The sequence below is a fragment of the Geothrix sp. genome (assembly GCF_020622065.1).
Classification (GTDB): Bacteria; Acidobacteriota; Holophagae; order Holophagales; family Holophagaceae; genus Geothrix.
In genome coordinates this window covers 468,409-482,425 of sequence record NZ_JAHRYQ010000002.1, presented here as the reverse complement: position 1 = coordinate 482,425, position 14,017 = coordinate 468,409, and the positions used below count along the sequence as shown (strand labels likewise).

Annotated in this window: 13 protein-coding genes; 9 read left to right on the top strand and 4 right to left on the bottom strand. The window is 58.9% G+C overall.

All coding sequences use genetic code 11. The features are described from left to right. Positions 1–3: 3 nt before the first annotated feature. The 4 genes from fliF to flgB form a co-directional block, all read right to left on the bottom strand. Complete coding sequence (gene fliF, locus QZ647_RS11635; protein WP_291272319.1) at positions 4–1,680, bottom strand: flagellar basal-body MS-ring/collar protein FliF; 1,677 nt, start codon at positions 1,678–1,680, stop codon at positions 4–6. 49 nt (positions 1,681–1,729) lie between these two features. After that, on the bottom strand, positions 1,730–2,047 hold the full coding sequence (gene fliE, locus QZ647_RS11630) for a flagellar hook-basal body complex protein FliE (protein ID WP_291272318.1): 318 nt from the start codon (positions 2,045–2,047) through the stop codon (positions 1,730–1,732). 77 nt (positions 2,048–2,124) lie between these two features. Then, complete coding sequence (gene flgC / locus QZ647_RS11625) at positions 2,125–2,544, bottom strand: flagellar basal body rod protein FlgC (RefSeq protein WP_286355174.1); 420 nt, start codon at positions 2,542–2,544, stop codon at positions 2,125–2,127. Then, the gene (gene flgB / locus QZ647_RS11620) at positions 2,544–2,963 is read right to left on the bottom strand and encodes a flagellar basal body rod protein FlgB (RefSeq protein ID WP_291272317.1); all 420 of its coding nucleotides are present in this window, start codon (positions 2,961–2,963) and stop codon (positions 2,544–2,546) included. The genes flgC and flgB overlap by 1 nt, the downstream gene beginning before the upstream one ends. 149 nt (positions 2,964–3,112) lie before the next feature. Between flgB and QZ647_RS11615 the strand changes: the two genes are divergently transcribed. The 9 genes from QZ647_RS11615 to QZ647_RS15640 all read left to right on the top strand — a co-directional run bounded on the left by QZ647_RS11615 (position 3,113) and on the right by QZ647_RS15640 (position 13,881). After that, a complete protein-coding gene (locus tag QZ647_RS11615; protein ID WP_286355176.1) occupies positions 3,113–3,448 on the top strand; it encodes an STAS domain-containing protein in 336 nt (111 codons plus the stop codon). Between the two features lie 4 nt (positions 3,449–3,452). Continuing rightward, positions 3,453–6,527, top strand: coding sequence for a BamA/TamA family outer membrane protein (locus QZ647_RS11610; RefSeq protein WP_291272316.1), 3,075 nt, complete (start codon positions 3,453–3,455; stop codon positions 6,525–6,527). Positions 6,528–6,832: 305 nt separating this feature from the next. Continuing rightward, complete coding sequence (locus QZ647_RS11605) at positions 6,833–8,236, top strand: site-specific integrase (protein WP_291272315.1); 1,404 nt, start codon at positions 6,833–6,835, stop codon at positions 8,234–8,236. Positions 8,237–8,280: 44 nt separating this feature from the next. Next, positions 8,281–9,450, top strand: coding sequence for a hypothetical protein (locus QZ647_RS11600; protein WP_291272314.1), 1,170 nt, complete (start codon positions 8,281–8,283; stop codon positions 9,448–9,450). Between the two features lie 98 nt (positions 9,451–9,548). Next, positions 9,549–9,749, top strand: a complete 201-nt coding sequence (locus tag QZ647_RS15650) for a helix-turn-helix domain-containing protein (protein ID WP_366526176.1) — start codon at positions 9,549–9,551, stop codon at positions 9,747–9,749. A gap of 102 nt (positions 9,750–9,851) precedes the next feature. After that, positions 9,852–10,715 (top strand): hypothetical protein, encoded by an 864-nt coding sequence (locus QZ647_RS11595; protein ID WP_291272313.1) that lies wholly within the window; start codon positions 9,852–9,854, stop codon positions 10,713–10,715. Between the two features lie 3 nt (positions 10,716–10,718). After that, positions 10,719–11,387, top strand: coding sequence for a hypothetical protein (locus tag QZ647_RS11590; protein ID WP_291272312.1), 669 nt, complete (start codon positions 10,719–10,721; stop codon positions 11,385–11,387). 153 nt (positions 11,388–11,540) lie between these two features. Further along, positions 11,541–11,909: a plasmid mobilization relaxosome protein MobC gene (gene mobC, locus QZ647_RS15645; RefSeq protein ID WP_366526175.1), complete on the top strand. Its 369-nt coding sequence runs from the start codon at positions 11,541–11,543 to the stop codon at positions 11,907–11,909. Further along, the gene (locus QZ647_RS15640; RefSeq protein ID WP_366526174.1) at positions 11,884–13,881 is read left to right on the top strand and encodes a relaxase/mobilization nuclease domain-containing protein; all 1,998 of its coding nucleotides are present in this window, start codon (positions 11,884–11,886) and stop codon (positions 13,879–13,881) included. Before mobC ends, QZ647_RS15640 begins: the two co-directional genes overlap by 26 nt. Positions 13,882–14,017: the final 136 nt, after the last annotated feature.

Sequence of the window (14,017 nt, the reverse complement as noted above, 5' to 3'; positions counted from 1 at the left end):
GGCCTACCTTCCTTCTTCGAGAAGCCAGGACCGCACCAGCGAGGCCATGGTTTCCGGATCTTCGTGGGAGCCCTCCTGGAGCCGCTTCCGGATGAGCTCGCGGCGCCGGGCCTCGGGGGCGCTGAAGGCCGCATCGGCATTCAGCTCAGCCTCGATCTCGGCTTCGATTTCCGACATGGACTTCACCTGGACGGGCTTGCGGGGGGAGCTGCTGCCCGTGGCGCCTTCGCCCTCGGCACTGGCGACCCGCAGGGGGGTGGGCCGGTTGATGGCCGCGGACATGCGCTTGAGCATGGGCAGGATGATCATGAAGAACACCGCCAGCCCAAGCACGGCGTAGATGATGCTGGGGGCGAATTGGCGGACCAGGTCGACCCAGAACTGCTTCTTCGCCTCGGCCTCCTCCTTGGGATTCACCTGCAAGGTGGCGAAGGCCATGTTCTCCACGGTGAGCTCGTCGCCGCGCTTGGGTTGGATGCCCACGGCGGCGGCCACCTGGTCGCGGATCTTCTTGAGCTCGTCCGCGGACCGCGGCGTCTGCTTGAGCACGGGTTCGCCCTTGGGATCCTTCTCCCAGGTGCCGATGTGATCCACGATCACGGCCAGGGTTACGCGCTTCACGGAGCCCGTGGCCCGCTCGGTGGCAGACACGGTCTTGGTGATCTCGTAGTTGGTGGTGGTCTCCTTCTTCTCGGAGCTCTCCACCACGCCGGCCGTGGCGGTGGCGTTGGCCGGGGCCACATTGCTGGCGGTTCCGGGGACGCCGGCACCGGAATCGCGCTTCTGGACCTTCTCGTCCTTCTGCTGGACGCTGCGTTCCACCTGGCCCTGAGGGTCGAATTTCTCCTCGTTGATCTTCACCTTGTCGAAATCTAGGTCCACATGGGCGGTGGCGCGGACCTTGCCGATGCCCACCACGGGTTCGAGCATGTCGGTGACCCGGCGCACGAGGTGGTCCTCCTCCTCGCGGGCAACTTTCTTCTGGGCATCGCTGGCGCCCACCATGGGATCGCGGCCGGTGCGGGAGAGGATGCGGCTGTACTGATCGATGATCACGACCTGTTCGGGCTTGAGGCCCTCCACGCTGGCCGCCACAAGGTTCACGATGGCCTGGGTGTTCTCGTCGGGAAGGATGCGGGCGCCGCGCAGCTTGAGCAGCACGCTGGCCTTGGCGTCCTCCTTGTCGGTCAGGAAGGGGCTGTCATTGGAAGGGGTGATGTGGACGGTGGCCTCGGAGACCTGTTGGAGGCTCATGATCGTCTTGGCCAGCTGGGCTTCCATGGCCCGCCGGTGGATCACCTTCTGGGAGAAATCCGTGGTGCCAAGGCCGGCGTTCTCGAGCTTCTCGAAGCCCAGCTTGTCGCCCGACAGCAGGCCATCGCCGGCAAATTTCAAGCGCAGCTGGCCGACCTTGCTCTCCGGCACGAGGATGGTCCGCTGATCGGAGCTGAGCTCGTAGGGGACCTGCATCTTGTCGAGCTGGGCCACGATGGAGCTGGCCTCCTGGGGCGAAATGTTGGCCGCCAGGATGCTCTTGGATTCCTGGCCCGCCCAGATCCCCAGGCCGCCGAGGGCCATGAGCACTGTCAGGGAAATGGCGGCCACCATGACGCGCTGGGTGGCGCTCATGCCCTTGAAGGCGCTGGTCAGTTGTTCCGCGAGGTTCGTTTCCCCGGCCATAGGCGTTCCTCAGTCAGGGGTGAGGCCGCGCCGGAAAGCTCGGCCAGCGCTACATCTGCATGCGCATGACCTCGCGGTAGGCGTCGATCAGCTTGGATCGCACGGCCATCATCATCTGGAAGCTTAAATCGGCCTTCTGGACTGCCAGCATGGCCGTGTGCATGTCTGCACTCTCCCCTGTCATCAAGTTCCGTGCCTCACCTTCAGCCTGGGCTGAAACCTGGTTCACCTCCTGCATGGCCTGCTTGAGGAGGTCGCCGAAGTTCAGGTTCTCTTCCGTTCCGCCCACGCCGCCCTGGCCGGGCTTCGTGGTTCCGGAGACGGGGCTGAGGGGGGACAGCTGGGGGAGGTTCTGGAGTGGGTCCATGGGGTCGGCTCAGAGAGATAAGGCCATTCACACGATCGGTCGGGGGCTGGAAAGGGGCAAGTCGAAAATCCGACAGGCTACTGCACGCGGAGGATCTCCAGGGCGGAGGTGGCCATGGTCTTGGCGGCGCGGACCACGGCGATGTTGGCCTCATAGGCCCGGCTGGCCTCGGTGAGGTTCACCATCTCCTCCACGGGGTTGACATTGGGGTAGCTCACCACGCCGTCGGCGTCGGCATCCGGGTGTCCGGGCTCCAGGCGGGTCAGAAAGGGCTCCTGGCTGGTCTGGATGGAGGCGACCTTCACGCCAGCCGCGGCCAGGGCGCCTGAGAAGCCGAGGTTCTCGGACTGGAAGACCGCGTCCTTCCGGCGGTAGGGTCCGCCCTCCTTCGTGCGGGTGGTCTCGCTGTTGGCGATGTTCGAGGCGATGAGCTGCACGCGGAGCCGCTGGGCGGCCATGCCGGTGCTGGCGATGTCGAGAATCTGCGGGATGCTCATCAGTGCGCGCTCGCTTCTCGGATGAGGGAATAGAGCTTCCGAAGCTCGACCTGCATGAAGGTGGAGGCGCTCTGGTAGGTGGTCTGGGTGCGGGAAAGCAGCATGTTCTCCCGGTCCAGACTCACATCGTTGCAGTCGTTGCGCTCAGAACTGGGCCGCAGGGGGTCGGTGCTGGGCGGCAGGGACTCGCTCCCGCTGCCCTGGAGGTGCATGGGGTGGGTGGTCGCCATGGTGTTGGGCGAAGATTGCCCATCAAGAGCAGCCTTCATGGCACCTTCAAAGCTAAAATCCCGGGTCCGGTACCCGGGGGTATCCAGGTTCGCCAGGTTGGAGGCGATGAGCGTCTGGCGCTTGGAAGCCAGCGTCAGGCCTCGATCCATGGTCTGGATCATGCCGTTACCGCTGATGAGATCGAACATGGCGCACCCTGCAGAATGGGCCGGGCGGACCCGGCTTCCGAGGAGGAGGATGCAGACCCCGTGCCGGAACCTTTCCGGGTGCCCCTGGGGATGGGCTTGCGCCGCACCTTGGCACCTTTGCTACACTTACCGCTCACCTCGAGGCCCCCATGATCATGAACACGCGCAAGCACAACGACGTGCTGATCCTCTACCCCGAAGGCAAGATCACCCTGGGTGATGGCGACCAGGAACTGGGGGAGGCCGTTCGCACCTCCCTGACGAACGGCGCCCGCAAGATCGTGATTAACTTCAGCAAAGTAAGCTACCTGGATTCTTCAGGCGTGGGCGAGCTGGTGGGCTGTTTCACCTCCATCAAGGGTAAGGGCGGTGAGCTGCGCATCTGCGGCATGAGCTCCAAGATCTTCAGCCTCATCAAGATGACCAGCCTGCACTCGGTTTTCGAAGTGAAGGACACCGAGGACGAAGCCCTGGCCGGATTCTGAGCCGGTGCGCGTCCGCGCCGCCCTGGGTTGCAGCCTCCTGATCCTGGCACCAGCCGCGGGTCAGGAGGCTGCAGTGTCGTCTCCCGTGGCCTCCATCCGGATCGAAGGTGGCGATGAGGATGATCGCCGGTTCGCCCGGGCGGCCCTTGGTCTGCAGCCGGGTCAGAAGGTCGATCCCGAGGGCTTTCAGCGGGCCCTGGCGGCAGTGCGTCTGGTGGATCGCTACCGCACCGTGGAGGGCAGTCTCGGGGCTGGCGGGGAGGTCATCCTGCGCCTTGATCCCCTGGTCCCGGTCGCCGAGTGGCGCTGGGAGGGCGACCCGCTTCCGGCGGACCTGCGGAAGACCCTCCCGGCGGACCTGCGGAAGGGTCAGCGGCTGGGTGCCCAGCGGCTGGAGGCCCTGGAAAGAGACTCCGAGCAACGGCTGCGGGAGGCGGGGTATCGCCGCGCCAAAGTCAGCACCGCGCTGGAGGCCGGGGGGCGGAAGCTCCGGCTGATCCTGAGCCTCGGGGCGCCCCGGGTCATCCAGGAGGTGCGGCTGGAAGGCGACCCCGCGCCCTACGCGCGGGAGGCTCTGCTGAAGATCGCGGGGATCGCGCCGGGGCGGACCCACTGGACCCCCGCCGTCCAGCGGGAAGCTCAGCGCCGCCTGCGCCAGCGACTGGTGAAGGACAAGCGGCTGGAGGGCTCGGTCCGTCTGCTGCCGGTGGAAAACGAAGACGGCGTGATGATCCTGGAGATCAAGCCCGGGCCCAAGGTCACGCTGAAGGCGAAGGGGCTCAGCCTCCTGGGTCCCTTGTGGGGCGGCCGTCCCCGGCTGTCGGAATTCGTGCCCATGGCCCGCGCCGAACGCTATTCGCCGAGCCTGCTGGACGAAGGCGCCGGGCGGATCACGGGCTACTACCGCGACCAGGGCCACCCCGAGGCCCAGGTGACCTATGTCCGCGAGGTCACGGCCGGGACGCTGGAGCGCCCCGAGGCCGTGGTGATCACCTTCACCGTGGTGCCCGGACCCCGCAAGATTCTCGGTCGGGTCACCTTTGAAGGGAATCGGGAACTCTCCGACGACGAGCTGCAGGCGGCCGTCCGCCTGCCGAAGCGCTTCCTGCTTCTCCCCCCGCACGCCAAGACCGAGGCCATGAAGGCCCTGGAGGATCGCCTCACCGCCCACTACCTTCAGCGCGGCTTTCCGGAGGTGCGGGTGCGGCGGCGCGTGGAGGTCGGCAAGGATGGCTCCGTGGATGTGCGCCTCATCATCCGCGAGGGCCAGCGCCGCTTCCTCGATGCGCTGGTGCTGGAACTCCCGGCTGATCCCGCCTTCCCCCGGGATCAGCTGGCCAAGAGCCTGCTGTTGGCGCTGTCGGACCAGCCCGCTCCGGTGCGCGGTACGAGGGACTACCATTCCGATCGCCGGCATCTCCAGGGCTTCGAGGGGCACCTGGAAGCGACCGCCGACGGAGCCCGGCTGGCGTTCAAGCCTGCGCTGCCCCTGGTGCGGAACGACCTGGCCCTGGTGGTCTCCGACCTCCGTCGGCGACTCGCTTCAGCCGGGGCTGCCAACCCTCAGGTGAGGCTGGCTTTCGAGGATGACGAGACCCAGCCGGTGGTGCGGGTGCAGGTGCCGGCCCAGCCCCTGGACCGCGTCCGCCGCCTGGTTGTCCAGGGCGCCGATCGCACCCGCGCGGAGGCCGTACTGCGCGAAACAGAGCTGGCTCCCGGCAGCCCGCTGGATCCCGCGAAACTCGATCAGGGCCAGATCCAGCTGGGCGGCCTGGGCGCGTTCCAGCGCGTGGATCTGCTCACCTTGAAGGATCTGCCCGACCAGGAACAGCAGCCCTGGCAGCGGGGGGACCTGGCGGTGCGCCTGCAGGAGCGCAGCCCCTGGGTGTTCTCGGAATCCTTCGGCTACGACAAGACCCAGGGCTATCACTTCGGCCTGAACGCGCAGCGGCTGAATGTGGGCGGCATGGGGCGCACCCTGGATGCCGGCCTGCGGGCCGGCGACCAGACCCTGGACAGCCCCTTCCTGCGGCGGGCCTTCCCCACCGGCGAGATCAAGCGGTCTGTGGACAGCTACAGCCTCGGCTACACCGACCCCTGGTTCCTGCCCGGCTCCCTGGATGCGCTGCTGGCGCCGAAGACGCGGTTCCGGGTCGAAGGCGCCTACATCGAGGAGGCCCGGGCCGCCTTCTTCGCCCGCCGCCGGCGTTTCACGCCGAGCCTGGAGTGGAAGATCAGTCCGGTGCAGGTGGTGCAGCTGGGCTACCGCTTCGAGCGGGTGGAGGTGGCCGCCAACACCGACAGTGACGGGCATCCGCTCTACCGCAAGGAGGATCTCGTCCTCATCGCGCGGACGCCCGACCGGAGCATCATCTCCGCCCCGTATCTCCAGGTGGCGGTGGACCGCCGGGATCGGCCCTACGATCCCACCCAGGGCACCTTCTTCCTCGGCAAGCTGGAACTGGCCAACCAGGTCTTCGGCACCTCCACCAACAGCAGCTTCGTGAAGTTGGACCTGCGGCACCAGTGGAACTGGCCCGTGGGCTTCCATGCGGAAAACGGAGTGGTCATGGCCAGCGCCCGCCTGGGGCTCGCGCGCCCCACGGCCCAATCCGCCAAGGACCTTCCCCTGTCGGAGCGCTTCTTCGGGGGCGGCTCCTTCACCGTCCGCGGCGTGGAACCGGACATGCTGGGTGACATCCAGCGGACGGATTCGCTGGGCCACGAGCTGGCCCAGCCCATCCCCCTGGGCGGCCAGGCCTTGGTGGTCATGAACCTCGAGTACCGCTTCCCCCTCTTCGGCATGCAGAGCGTGTGGGCGGAGATCTTCGTGGACAGCGGCCAGGTCTACCGCAGCCTGACCACCGAGACCGACCCGACCGACCCCCAAAAGAGCATCCGCCCATCCTTCCCGGCCCTCCGCACCACGCTGGGCGCAGGCCTGATCCTGAAGCTGGGTTTTCCCCTCAAGCTCGAGTACGCCGCCGACTGGAAACGCATCATGGGCCGCCCCCGGACTCAGAACGAGCGGGACACTCAGCTGAAGAGCCTGCTGATCTCGGCGGGATTCCAGTTCTGACCAAAGGGCCCCTACCTGCCCGCCGGACTTGCCGGGTGGTCCGGGACCGTCCGATTTTTGGGACATGAAAAAAGGCCGCAAAAGCGGCCTTTGGCTGGTTGGCGCGGGCGGTCTCGAACCGCCGACCCCTACCGTGTCAAGGTAGATAGATGAGTCTGATGCGGTGTTTCATGGTACAATTTTGCCTTGAAATACATGAAAAACAGGGTTTGTTGGCCCGGTTTGTTCCGCGTCGTCCCGAAACATCTGTGCAAGATATATGCAAGACAGAACTCTGATCCGTTCTTTCGTCTGGGAGATGCCTGATGGCACGAGCCAAGAAGGACGCAACACTCGACAATCGGACAAACCGTTTGAAGGTCGCGCCCCGGAAGGCGCCGTACTGGACCTCTCTCGCCGAGGGGGAGCAAATCGGCTACTACCGGCCAATGTCCCGATCTGCGGGTACCTGGCAGGCAAAGTGGCGTGACAAGACCACCGGCGAACGCAGGGCCAAAGCCCTCGGTACCGCTGATGACTATGAGGACGCGGACGGCATCCGAATCATGAATTGGGCTCAGGCGCAGTCCAGGGCTCGGGACTGGTTTGCTGAGGTGGCGAGAGAGGCCCGCCGAAAGGTCGATGGGGGAACGGTTCACGAAGGACCGTTCACCGTGGCCGCTGCGCTGGCTGACTATAAAAAGGACTGCGAACGGCGGGGTGTCAAGGGAACCCAGACTCAGACCTATCAAGTGGAAGCACACATTCGCCCAGCCTTGGGGGATATTGAAGTCGGGAAACTGACACGGAAGAAGATTGAGAAATGGCTGGAGGTCTTGGCGACCTCCCCACGTCGTGTCAGGGCCAAGAAGGTTCCCACTCCGGATGTTCTAGGGCCCAAGCCGCGCAAGTTCAAACACCCCCGTAAGCCCCCTGAACCCCTTCCACCCCCAGCTCCTCCATCCACCGACAAAGAAAGGCGGGCTCGAAAGGACACCGCCAATCGCATCCTTACCATCCTGAAAGCTGCTCTCAACTACGCACACACGTCGGGTGCCTACAGGGGGGATCCGATCTGGCAGGAAGTAAAGCCATACCGAAACACCTCCACGGCACGTGTGCGCTTTTTGGCAATCGAGGATCAGGTTCGTTTTGTCCGGGCATGCCAACCCGACTTTCAACGACTGTCGAAGGGTGCCCTCTATACGGGCGCTCGTTACGGCGAACTCACCAAGATCACGGTCGCCGAATTCAACCGGGAAGCGAAAACCATTTTCATACCTGGCCACATAGCCAAGAGTGGGAAGGATCGGCACATCTTCCTGACTGAAGAAGGCACGGTGTTCTTCGAGGCCGTCACGGCTGGGCGGAGAGCCGACGAGACGATGTTCCTTCGAGATGGAGAGGTAAAACGACGGACACGGGAGGGTGGGCAGGTCTGGCTGCATGGAGATCAAAGACCAAGCATGGAAGTAGCATGCAAGGCTGCCGGGATCGCAAAACTTACATTCCACGAACTCCGGCACACTGCTGCGTCCACTTGGATCGCCGCAGGGATGGACCTCATCCTGGTCGCACGTCAGCTGGGTCACAGCGACACACGCATGGTTGAAAGACACTATGGACACCTCTGTCCAGACGCTGCGGCAGCGCGGTTCCGCTCGATCGCCCCAGCACTGGGCCTGGAGGGCTCTGAACGAGTGGTAAGTCTCAAAATACAGTCGTCCTAATCGGAGTTTTATCTTTTTGGATCGCGTAAAAAATAAGGATAAACATGCTTAAAAACAAAAAAATAAAAGAAATAATTAAAAAATTTACTGTTAATAATGATGTAGTATTTATGGAATATTCGCGTTTAAATAATAAAAAAATAATAATCAAGAATGAGTTAAAACAAAAAATGTTAGATTTATTTGATTTAAAAAATAAAAAAATAAATAAATTAGAACTTGTCGATGCATTTATTACAATATTGTCTTGGTATATGTTTTATTTAAAAAGATTTAACGAATTTCCAAAAGCAAAACAAATATTAAAAGAAATGAGAGATGTCGAAAATTTAATTGATGAACTACTCGTAAAATTCAGTAATTTGAATGAAGTTTCGAAATATATTTTAAAAACCCATAAAAATAAGAACGAACGAATTTTTGCAAGTAATTGGCTGCGACCACCTCATAAGCTGTATAGGTGTGACTATAGAGAACAGTATAAGGAAATGAAATTTAAAAAACGTCGCATTGTGAGGCCAATTGGACATGTCGTAGAGGGCCTACATTCCAAGAAGCAATTCAAAGAGTATTGGTATGCGATTCTTTGGAATATTTATTTAACAAAGCATATGAAGAGAGGGCGAAATTATGTAATGCCATTTATTGATAGGGAATTTATTGAAAATCTTGCCGCGATTTCATCAACGGCACACATTCGGCATGGCCAACTGGAAGCTGAACGGACAAGGTTTTTAAATGGTGGTAGGCCAGGTGAGCACTCACTAGCAGAATTAATATGGCCTTCCCCCCAGATTTTTTTGATGAGAGAATGTGGATTACTTTTGGCTATTAATGGTTGCAATATTGAAAACCATTTTGAATTAGCCAAATTAATCCATGCGCAATCAAAATTATTATATGTTTGTTCAACAAAAGGCAGCATTAGTAGTTGGGGAAAAAATCATAAAAAAGAAATCGAAGATTGGTTAAATGAAATAAAACCATATGTTGGTAGTTGCATACGTACTGGGCCAAATGGGGAAAGAATTAAGTGCGTATTCCCGTCTATTGACCAATTTCCGACATTTTTAACCCCAACCCTTTCTCGCTGCCCTCGAATACAGGACGACAATGATCCGCCCTACCCGGAGATGCCCTTTCCCAGCCACCCCAAGTCAGCGGAGCTCCTGAATGGTCCAGGTTGGGAAAGGGTCGGCCTAGCACATATTTGATTCACCTACCTCACTAAACATATCTACAGGTTGGCGTTGGACGAAAATCAGATCCTCCTTGCATCCGGCCGTGCTCCGGACCGTGCGAGGAGGCACCAATGCATGCAGCGATACCACCATATACACTGCGCGTCGCGCAGGCTGTTCAGTACAGCGGGGTAGATCGGACTTCCCTCTACCTAGCCATGAAAGATAAAAAGCTGGCCTACCTGAAACGGGGGAAAGTCCGGTTGATCAGAGTCTCGGACTTGCAGAGATGGCTCGACTCTCTTGAGACCTCTGAGGGAGAGGGGAAGTGATGAGCACTCTGCTGTCGGGGGCGGGCACCCGTCAAATTTGTAGCTGGCCGAAGGGAGACCACGACCAAAACCGCAATCCGCAGGTGTGCGCTTGGAGAGCACATGCATAGCGGCTACGGTTCAAACGCATTTCAATCGAGAATCATAAGTGAATACATAAGAATATATATAAAAGATATTCTGTACAATCCTGTATTAATTCAAGCTCCTCCAGAATTCCTTGCGGAAGCTATCGGTGTTCTGATTTTGTGCTCTGTGCATTGCATGATTTCAGAAAAGATTCCACAGGACCTATGCATTCTTGCTCGCCTGTTGCGAGTAACTGAAAAAACTGTTGTCCGATCGTGGCCTTTCATTCGCTTCGAATTTGAACCGATTGGAGAGACGCACTATGTCCATCCTCGCATCGAGGCGGAGCGGCAAGAGGCAATGACACTTTCGGAAAAGCGACGTCGGTCTGCCTACGGAAGATGGAACCCAGACACAGATCCCGAAGGTGCTCCAACGACATTGGAAGCGGAACTACCATGCGAAAAACCAAGGAATCCGTACTCAAAACATCGGAGGAAGCAACACCAGGCGATCGACCTATCCAACCATCCAATAGCTATGGAGATCCTATCCGTTTGGAATTCAATGGCAAATGGCACTAGTGGCGTGATCTCTCAGGGAACGGCGAGGGATCTCCCTGGTGGAATTGATGCAATCGTCGAGGAAATTGGAGGCCTGGAACAGATCCTTGAGGCCATCCGACGCATCCCAAAGTTGCCGTTTTACCTTGGTTCGGGTCCTCATGGATGGCGGGCAAGTTTGCCGTGGCTATTTCAGAAGAAAAGCATTGCGAATCTTCTCGCACAGACGCTGGATACGAAGCCCCCGATTCGATCGAGGGACGACCTTACAGATTCGGACCGAGCACTCATTGATCAGTTTCGAGAGGGCGACTCTCATGGCACGGAGGTGTGATCCATGCCTGAAGAGCTTTCATTCGATACAGCTCCGCGTTGCAATGCATCTTCTATTCGGATGCTTCTAGAAAATGCAGGTGTAATGCCGGCAGAGTTGGCTGCCGACATTAGCCAAATTGAAGAACCTCTCCGAAATACTTTGGAGCAGATACCCTTCCAGGCGCCGCCAAAGGTTCGACCCAATGGAGTGGTGTTGGCGGGCACAACAGGTGTGGGTAAAACCTACGCTATGGCTGCACTTGCAAAGCATCAACTCCTTAAGAAGTACGCATATGGAATTCCGAACCAATTCGATCCTGCTAATTCACCAGCCATTTGGAGGAGTGTCCTAGATCTTGTCACCGAGTGGCGCAGCATGGCTCTCCATCCTGCTGATCAGGAGCGCCTCTTTCGTCGACTCGCACAGGCAGATTTTCTGTTCTTGGATGACCTCGGCGGGGAGATCAAGGAGCGTGGGGGGCGAGAATATGACCGGGGCATTGCATTCATTGACCGGTTAATCCGGGCTCGGTATGACCACTACCGTTCCACCAGCTGCACGACCAATTGCACTGCCGAAGCGCTGATTATGCGATACGGCGCGCCATTCTTCAGTCGCCTCCAACATATGAGCATGTGGATCGAGTTTCCAAGGGGCAGCCGTGATCGGCGTCTACGAGGAAAGCCGTAGACCCAGGGATAGCGCTCCCGTCAATGGTGTGGAGCGAGCAAGGCAAACCGAATACATCGGGTCGCTTCGCTCGCCTCTGTATCCGATTCGCTGCTCGCCAGGGGCTTTGCCCCTGAACCCCCTTGTGGCTACCGCCAGGAAAGGAACTCTCTAATGTGTGCCGCCAGTAATCATCGAAAGCAGCGCGTCGAGGAGGCTCGACGCCGGGCTGTGATACTCACGGTTCGTCTGACCGGCGCTGAACATGTCCAACTCAGGAACGCCGCCAAGAATCACAACACCAGCCTGTCTTCCCTTGGCCGAAATCTGTTACTTGGGCAGATTCCCCCACCAATGATCGACCGGGAATTCGCTCAAGAACTTGGCCGAGTCGGTAACAACCTCAACCAGATCGCCCGAAATCTCAATTCCGGGGAGTCGTCATCATCGGACGGAATCCTGGTAGAGCTCTGGAATATTAGGGAGCTCCTCCTTCGGGTACAGGAGGAACTTCGACATGATCGGAAAACTCACGAAAGGTAATGGGTTTGGCCCTCTGCTGAGTTACCTGTTCCGAAAAACAGCCTCCGGGATGGAACGAGCCACACTTCTTGGTGGCACGTTGGCTGGCGAGTCAATTGCCGACCTACGGCGAGAGCTGGAAGCCATATCAAGACTCCGTAGGGCCATCCAAAAGCCTGTCCGCCACCTCTCGATCTCGCTTCGACCGGGCGAGCATCTTTCGATGGAAGAGTGGTTGCTAGTGGCTCAGCGAGTTGTTCAGGAAATGGGGTGGGATAGCTATTGTGTGATCCAACACCATGATCAGCCCCACGAGCATATCCATATCGTCGCCAGTCGCATTCGTGCCGACGGATCCCTCGCGAGGGAAGTCCTACGGGATTTCCGCAAGATCGAAGGTGCATTAAGGGTTCTCGAAGAACAATTCGGATTGGAGCCCGTGGCCAGTCCCACCCGGTCGGGCCGAATCCACCAGAAGGAACGCTTGAACTCAACACGTCCCCGCGGGAAGGAACGTGCCCTCGCCGAACGGACCGGACTACCGACAATCAAACAGAAGATTCGGTTGGTTGTGGACCAATCCATTGAAGCCGCAAACGAATGTTGGGGCGTTCGTCCTTTCCCTCGATTCTTAGAGGAATTTCGAGCACGTGGCGGCAGTGCCTCTCTAAACATCCGGGGCGCACGCATCACAGGTATTACATTCGAATTTGAAGGAGAACTCATGAAGGGTTCAGACCTCGGCAAACCGTACGGCTTTGCCAACCTCGCGAAGGTTCTTAAATATGACCCGGCCCTTGATCTGACAGCGATCAGTCCGGATACCGCCCTTGATCGGGCCAATCAGCACATACGGAGAATCAAGGATGAAGGCGCTGGAAATTCAATCGCCCCATGGTCGTCTCGAGCGACTCGAATCACCGAGCCAAGTCCCGAGCTGGGAGGAAGAGTGGCTGGGGCTCCCTCCTCCAGGGAGATGGAACCATCTCCCGGCGTGGGAAACCTGGAAGGGCACGGTCGCGGATTTAATGCGCGAGGCAAGGAGGAAGATCTGGGAGACTGGCGAGGCCCACGGGAAGATCCCCAAATGGGTTCATCTGCCTGGCCTAATGCCCAAAGGCTTGGAGTTCCCGGGAGTGCCGAGGCCGCTGCCATACCTGGACGAACGCCGGATCTTTGTGTTGGGAACTCGGATGGGGCCCATCTTGATCGAGGCAGTTCCGGAAGCGTTACTCACATACCTGGAGAACCCGATGGCCCTAATCCCGGCCTACATGGTGGACCTGGACGGGATGCATCCACTTCCTCTTTCGACCATCACGTTGTTAGGAGACAGCGATCCATTGCATCCGAAGCAAGCCAGGCTCTGGGGTTGGGGGGCTCTATATCACCAGTGTCTCTACCGCCTTTGGCCTCCAGATCCTTGCGAGCCTTAGCCCTTGTATATCTGCCAAAGCTAACGAGATGGTTCACCCTTCGTACACGGCTGAAGCTCTCTCCCGAGCCTGAAAAGTCTCTGATACATGCTAACGATGACTCATGGTCCATGCGTCTCACCCCATGCCTTCCAGATGAACTACCTGCTCGGGTCGAGAGGTTGGCTGAGACGAGTCTGGCCCATGGAAGTCACGAGGATCGGGGTGAGGCCTATTGGGCCGCCGATGATGCGATTCGCGAAGCCTATAACCTACATGAAAATAGTGATCCTTTGCCTCAGGAGCAGGGGTTTGCTGGATGGTTGGATAACCGACTGAGCCTGGTTCGCAGTGGGTGGAAAAGACTGGTCGAGTTGTCAGAGGCTCTGGCCCAAAAAATTGGCGACCCCCACGCAGACATTGAGAGAGAAGATCGGGCCAAAAGCCGAGCACCCTTCGGCGATCGTTGGCGCCGGGCCAGCAGTCTTGAACCGGAACTGGAAGACAACCGTGTGCGTGATTCCATCGAGAATCAGCCACGCCAGCCTCCTGCTGGACCAAAGGGCTTCTCCCGTTGATGGGCTTGCCTCAGGCCCATACCAGTTCCAACAAGCTTTAGGGAGGGCGTCCTTTGATGCAGTAACGACAAACAAAATCCACGAGAAGAATGTCTACATTCTTCTCGTGGCAACAGAGGGGATGCCGAGGTGCGAG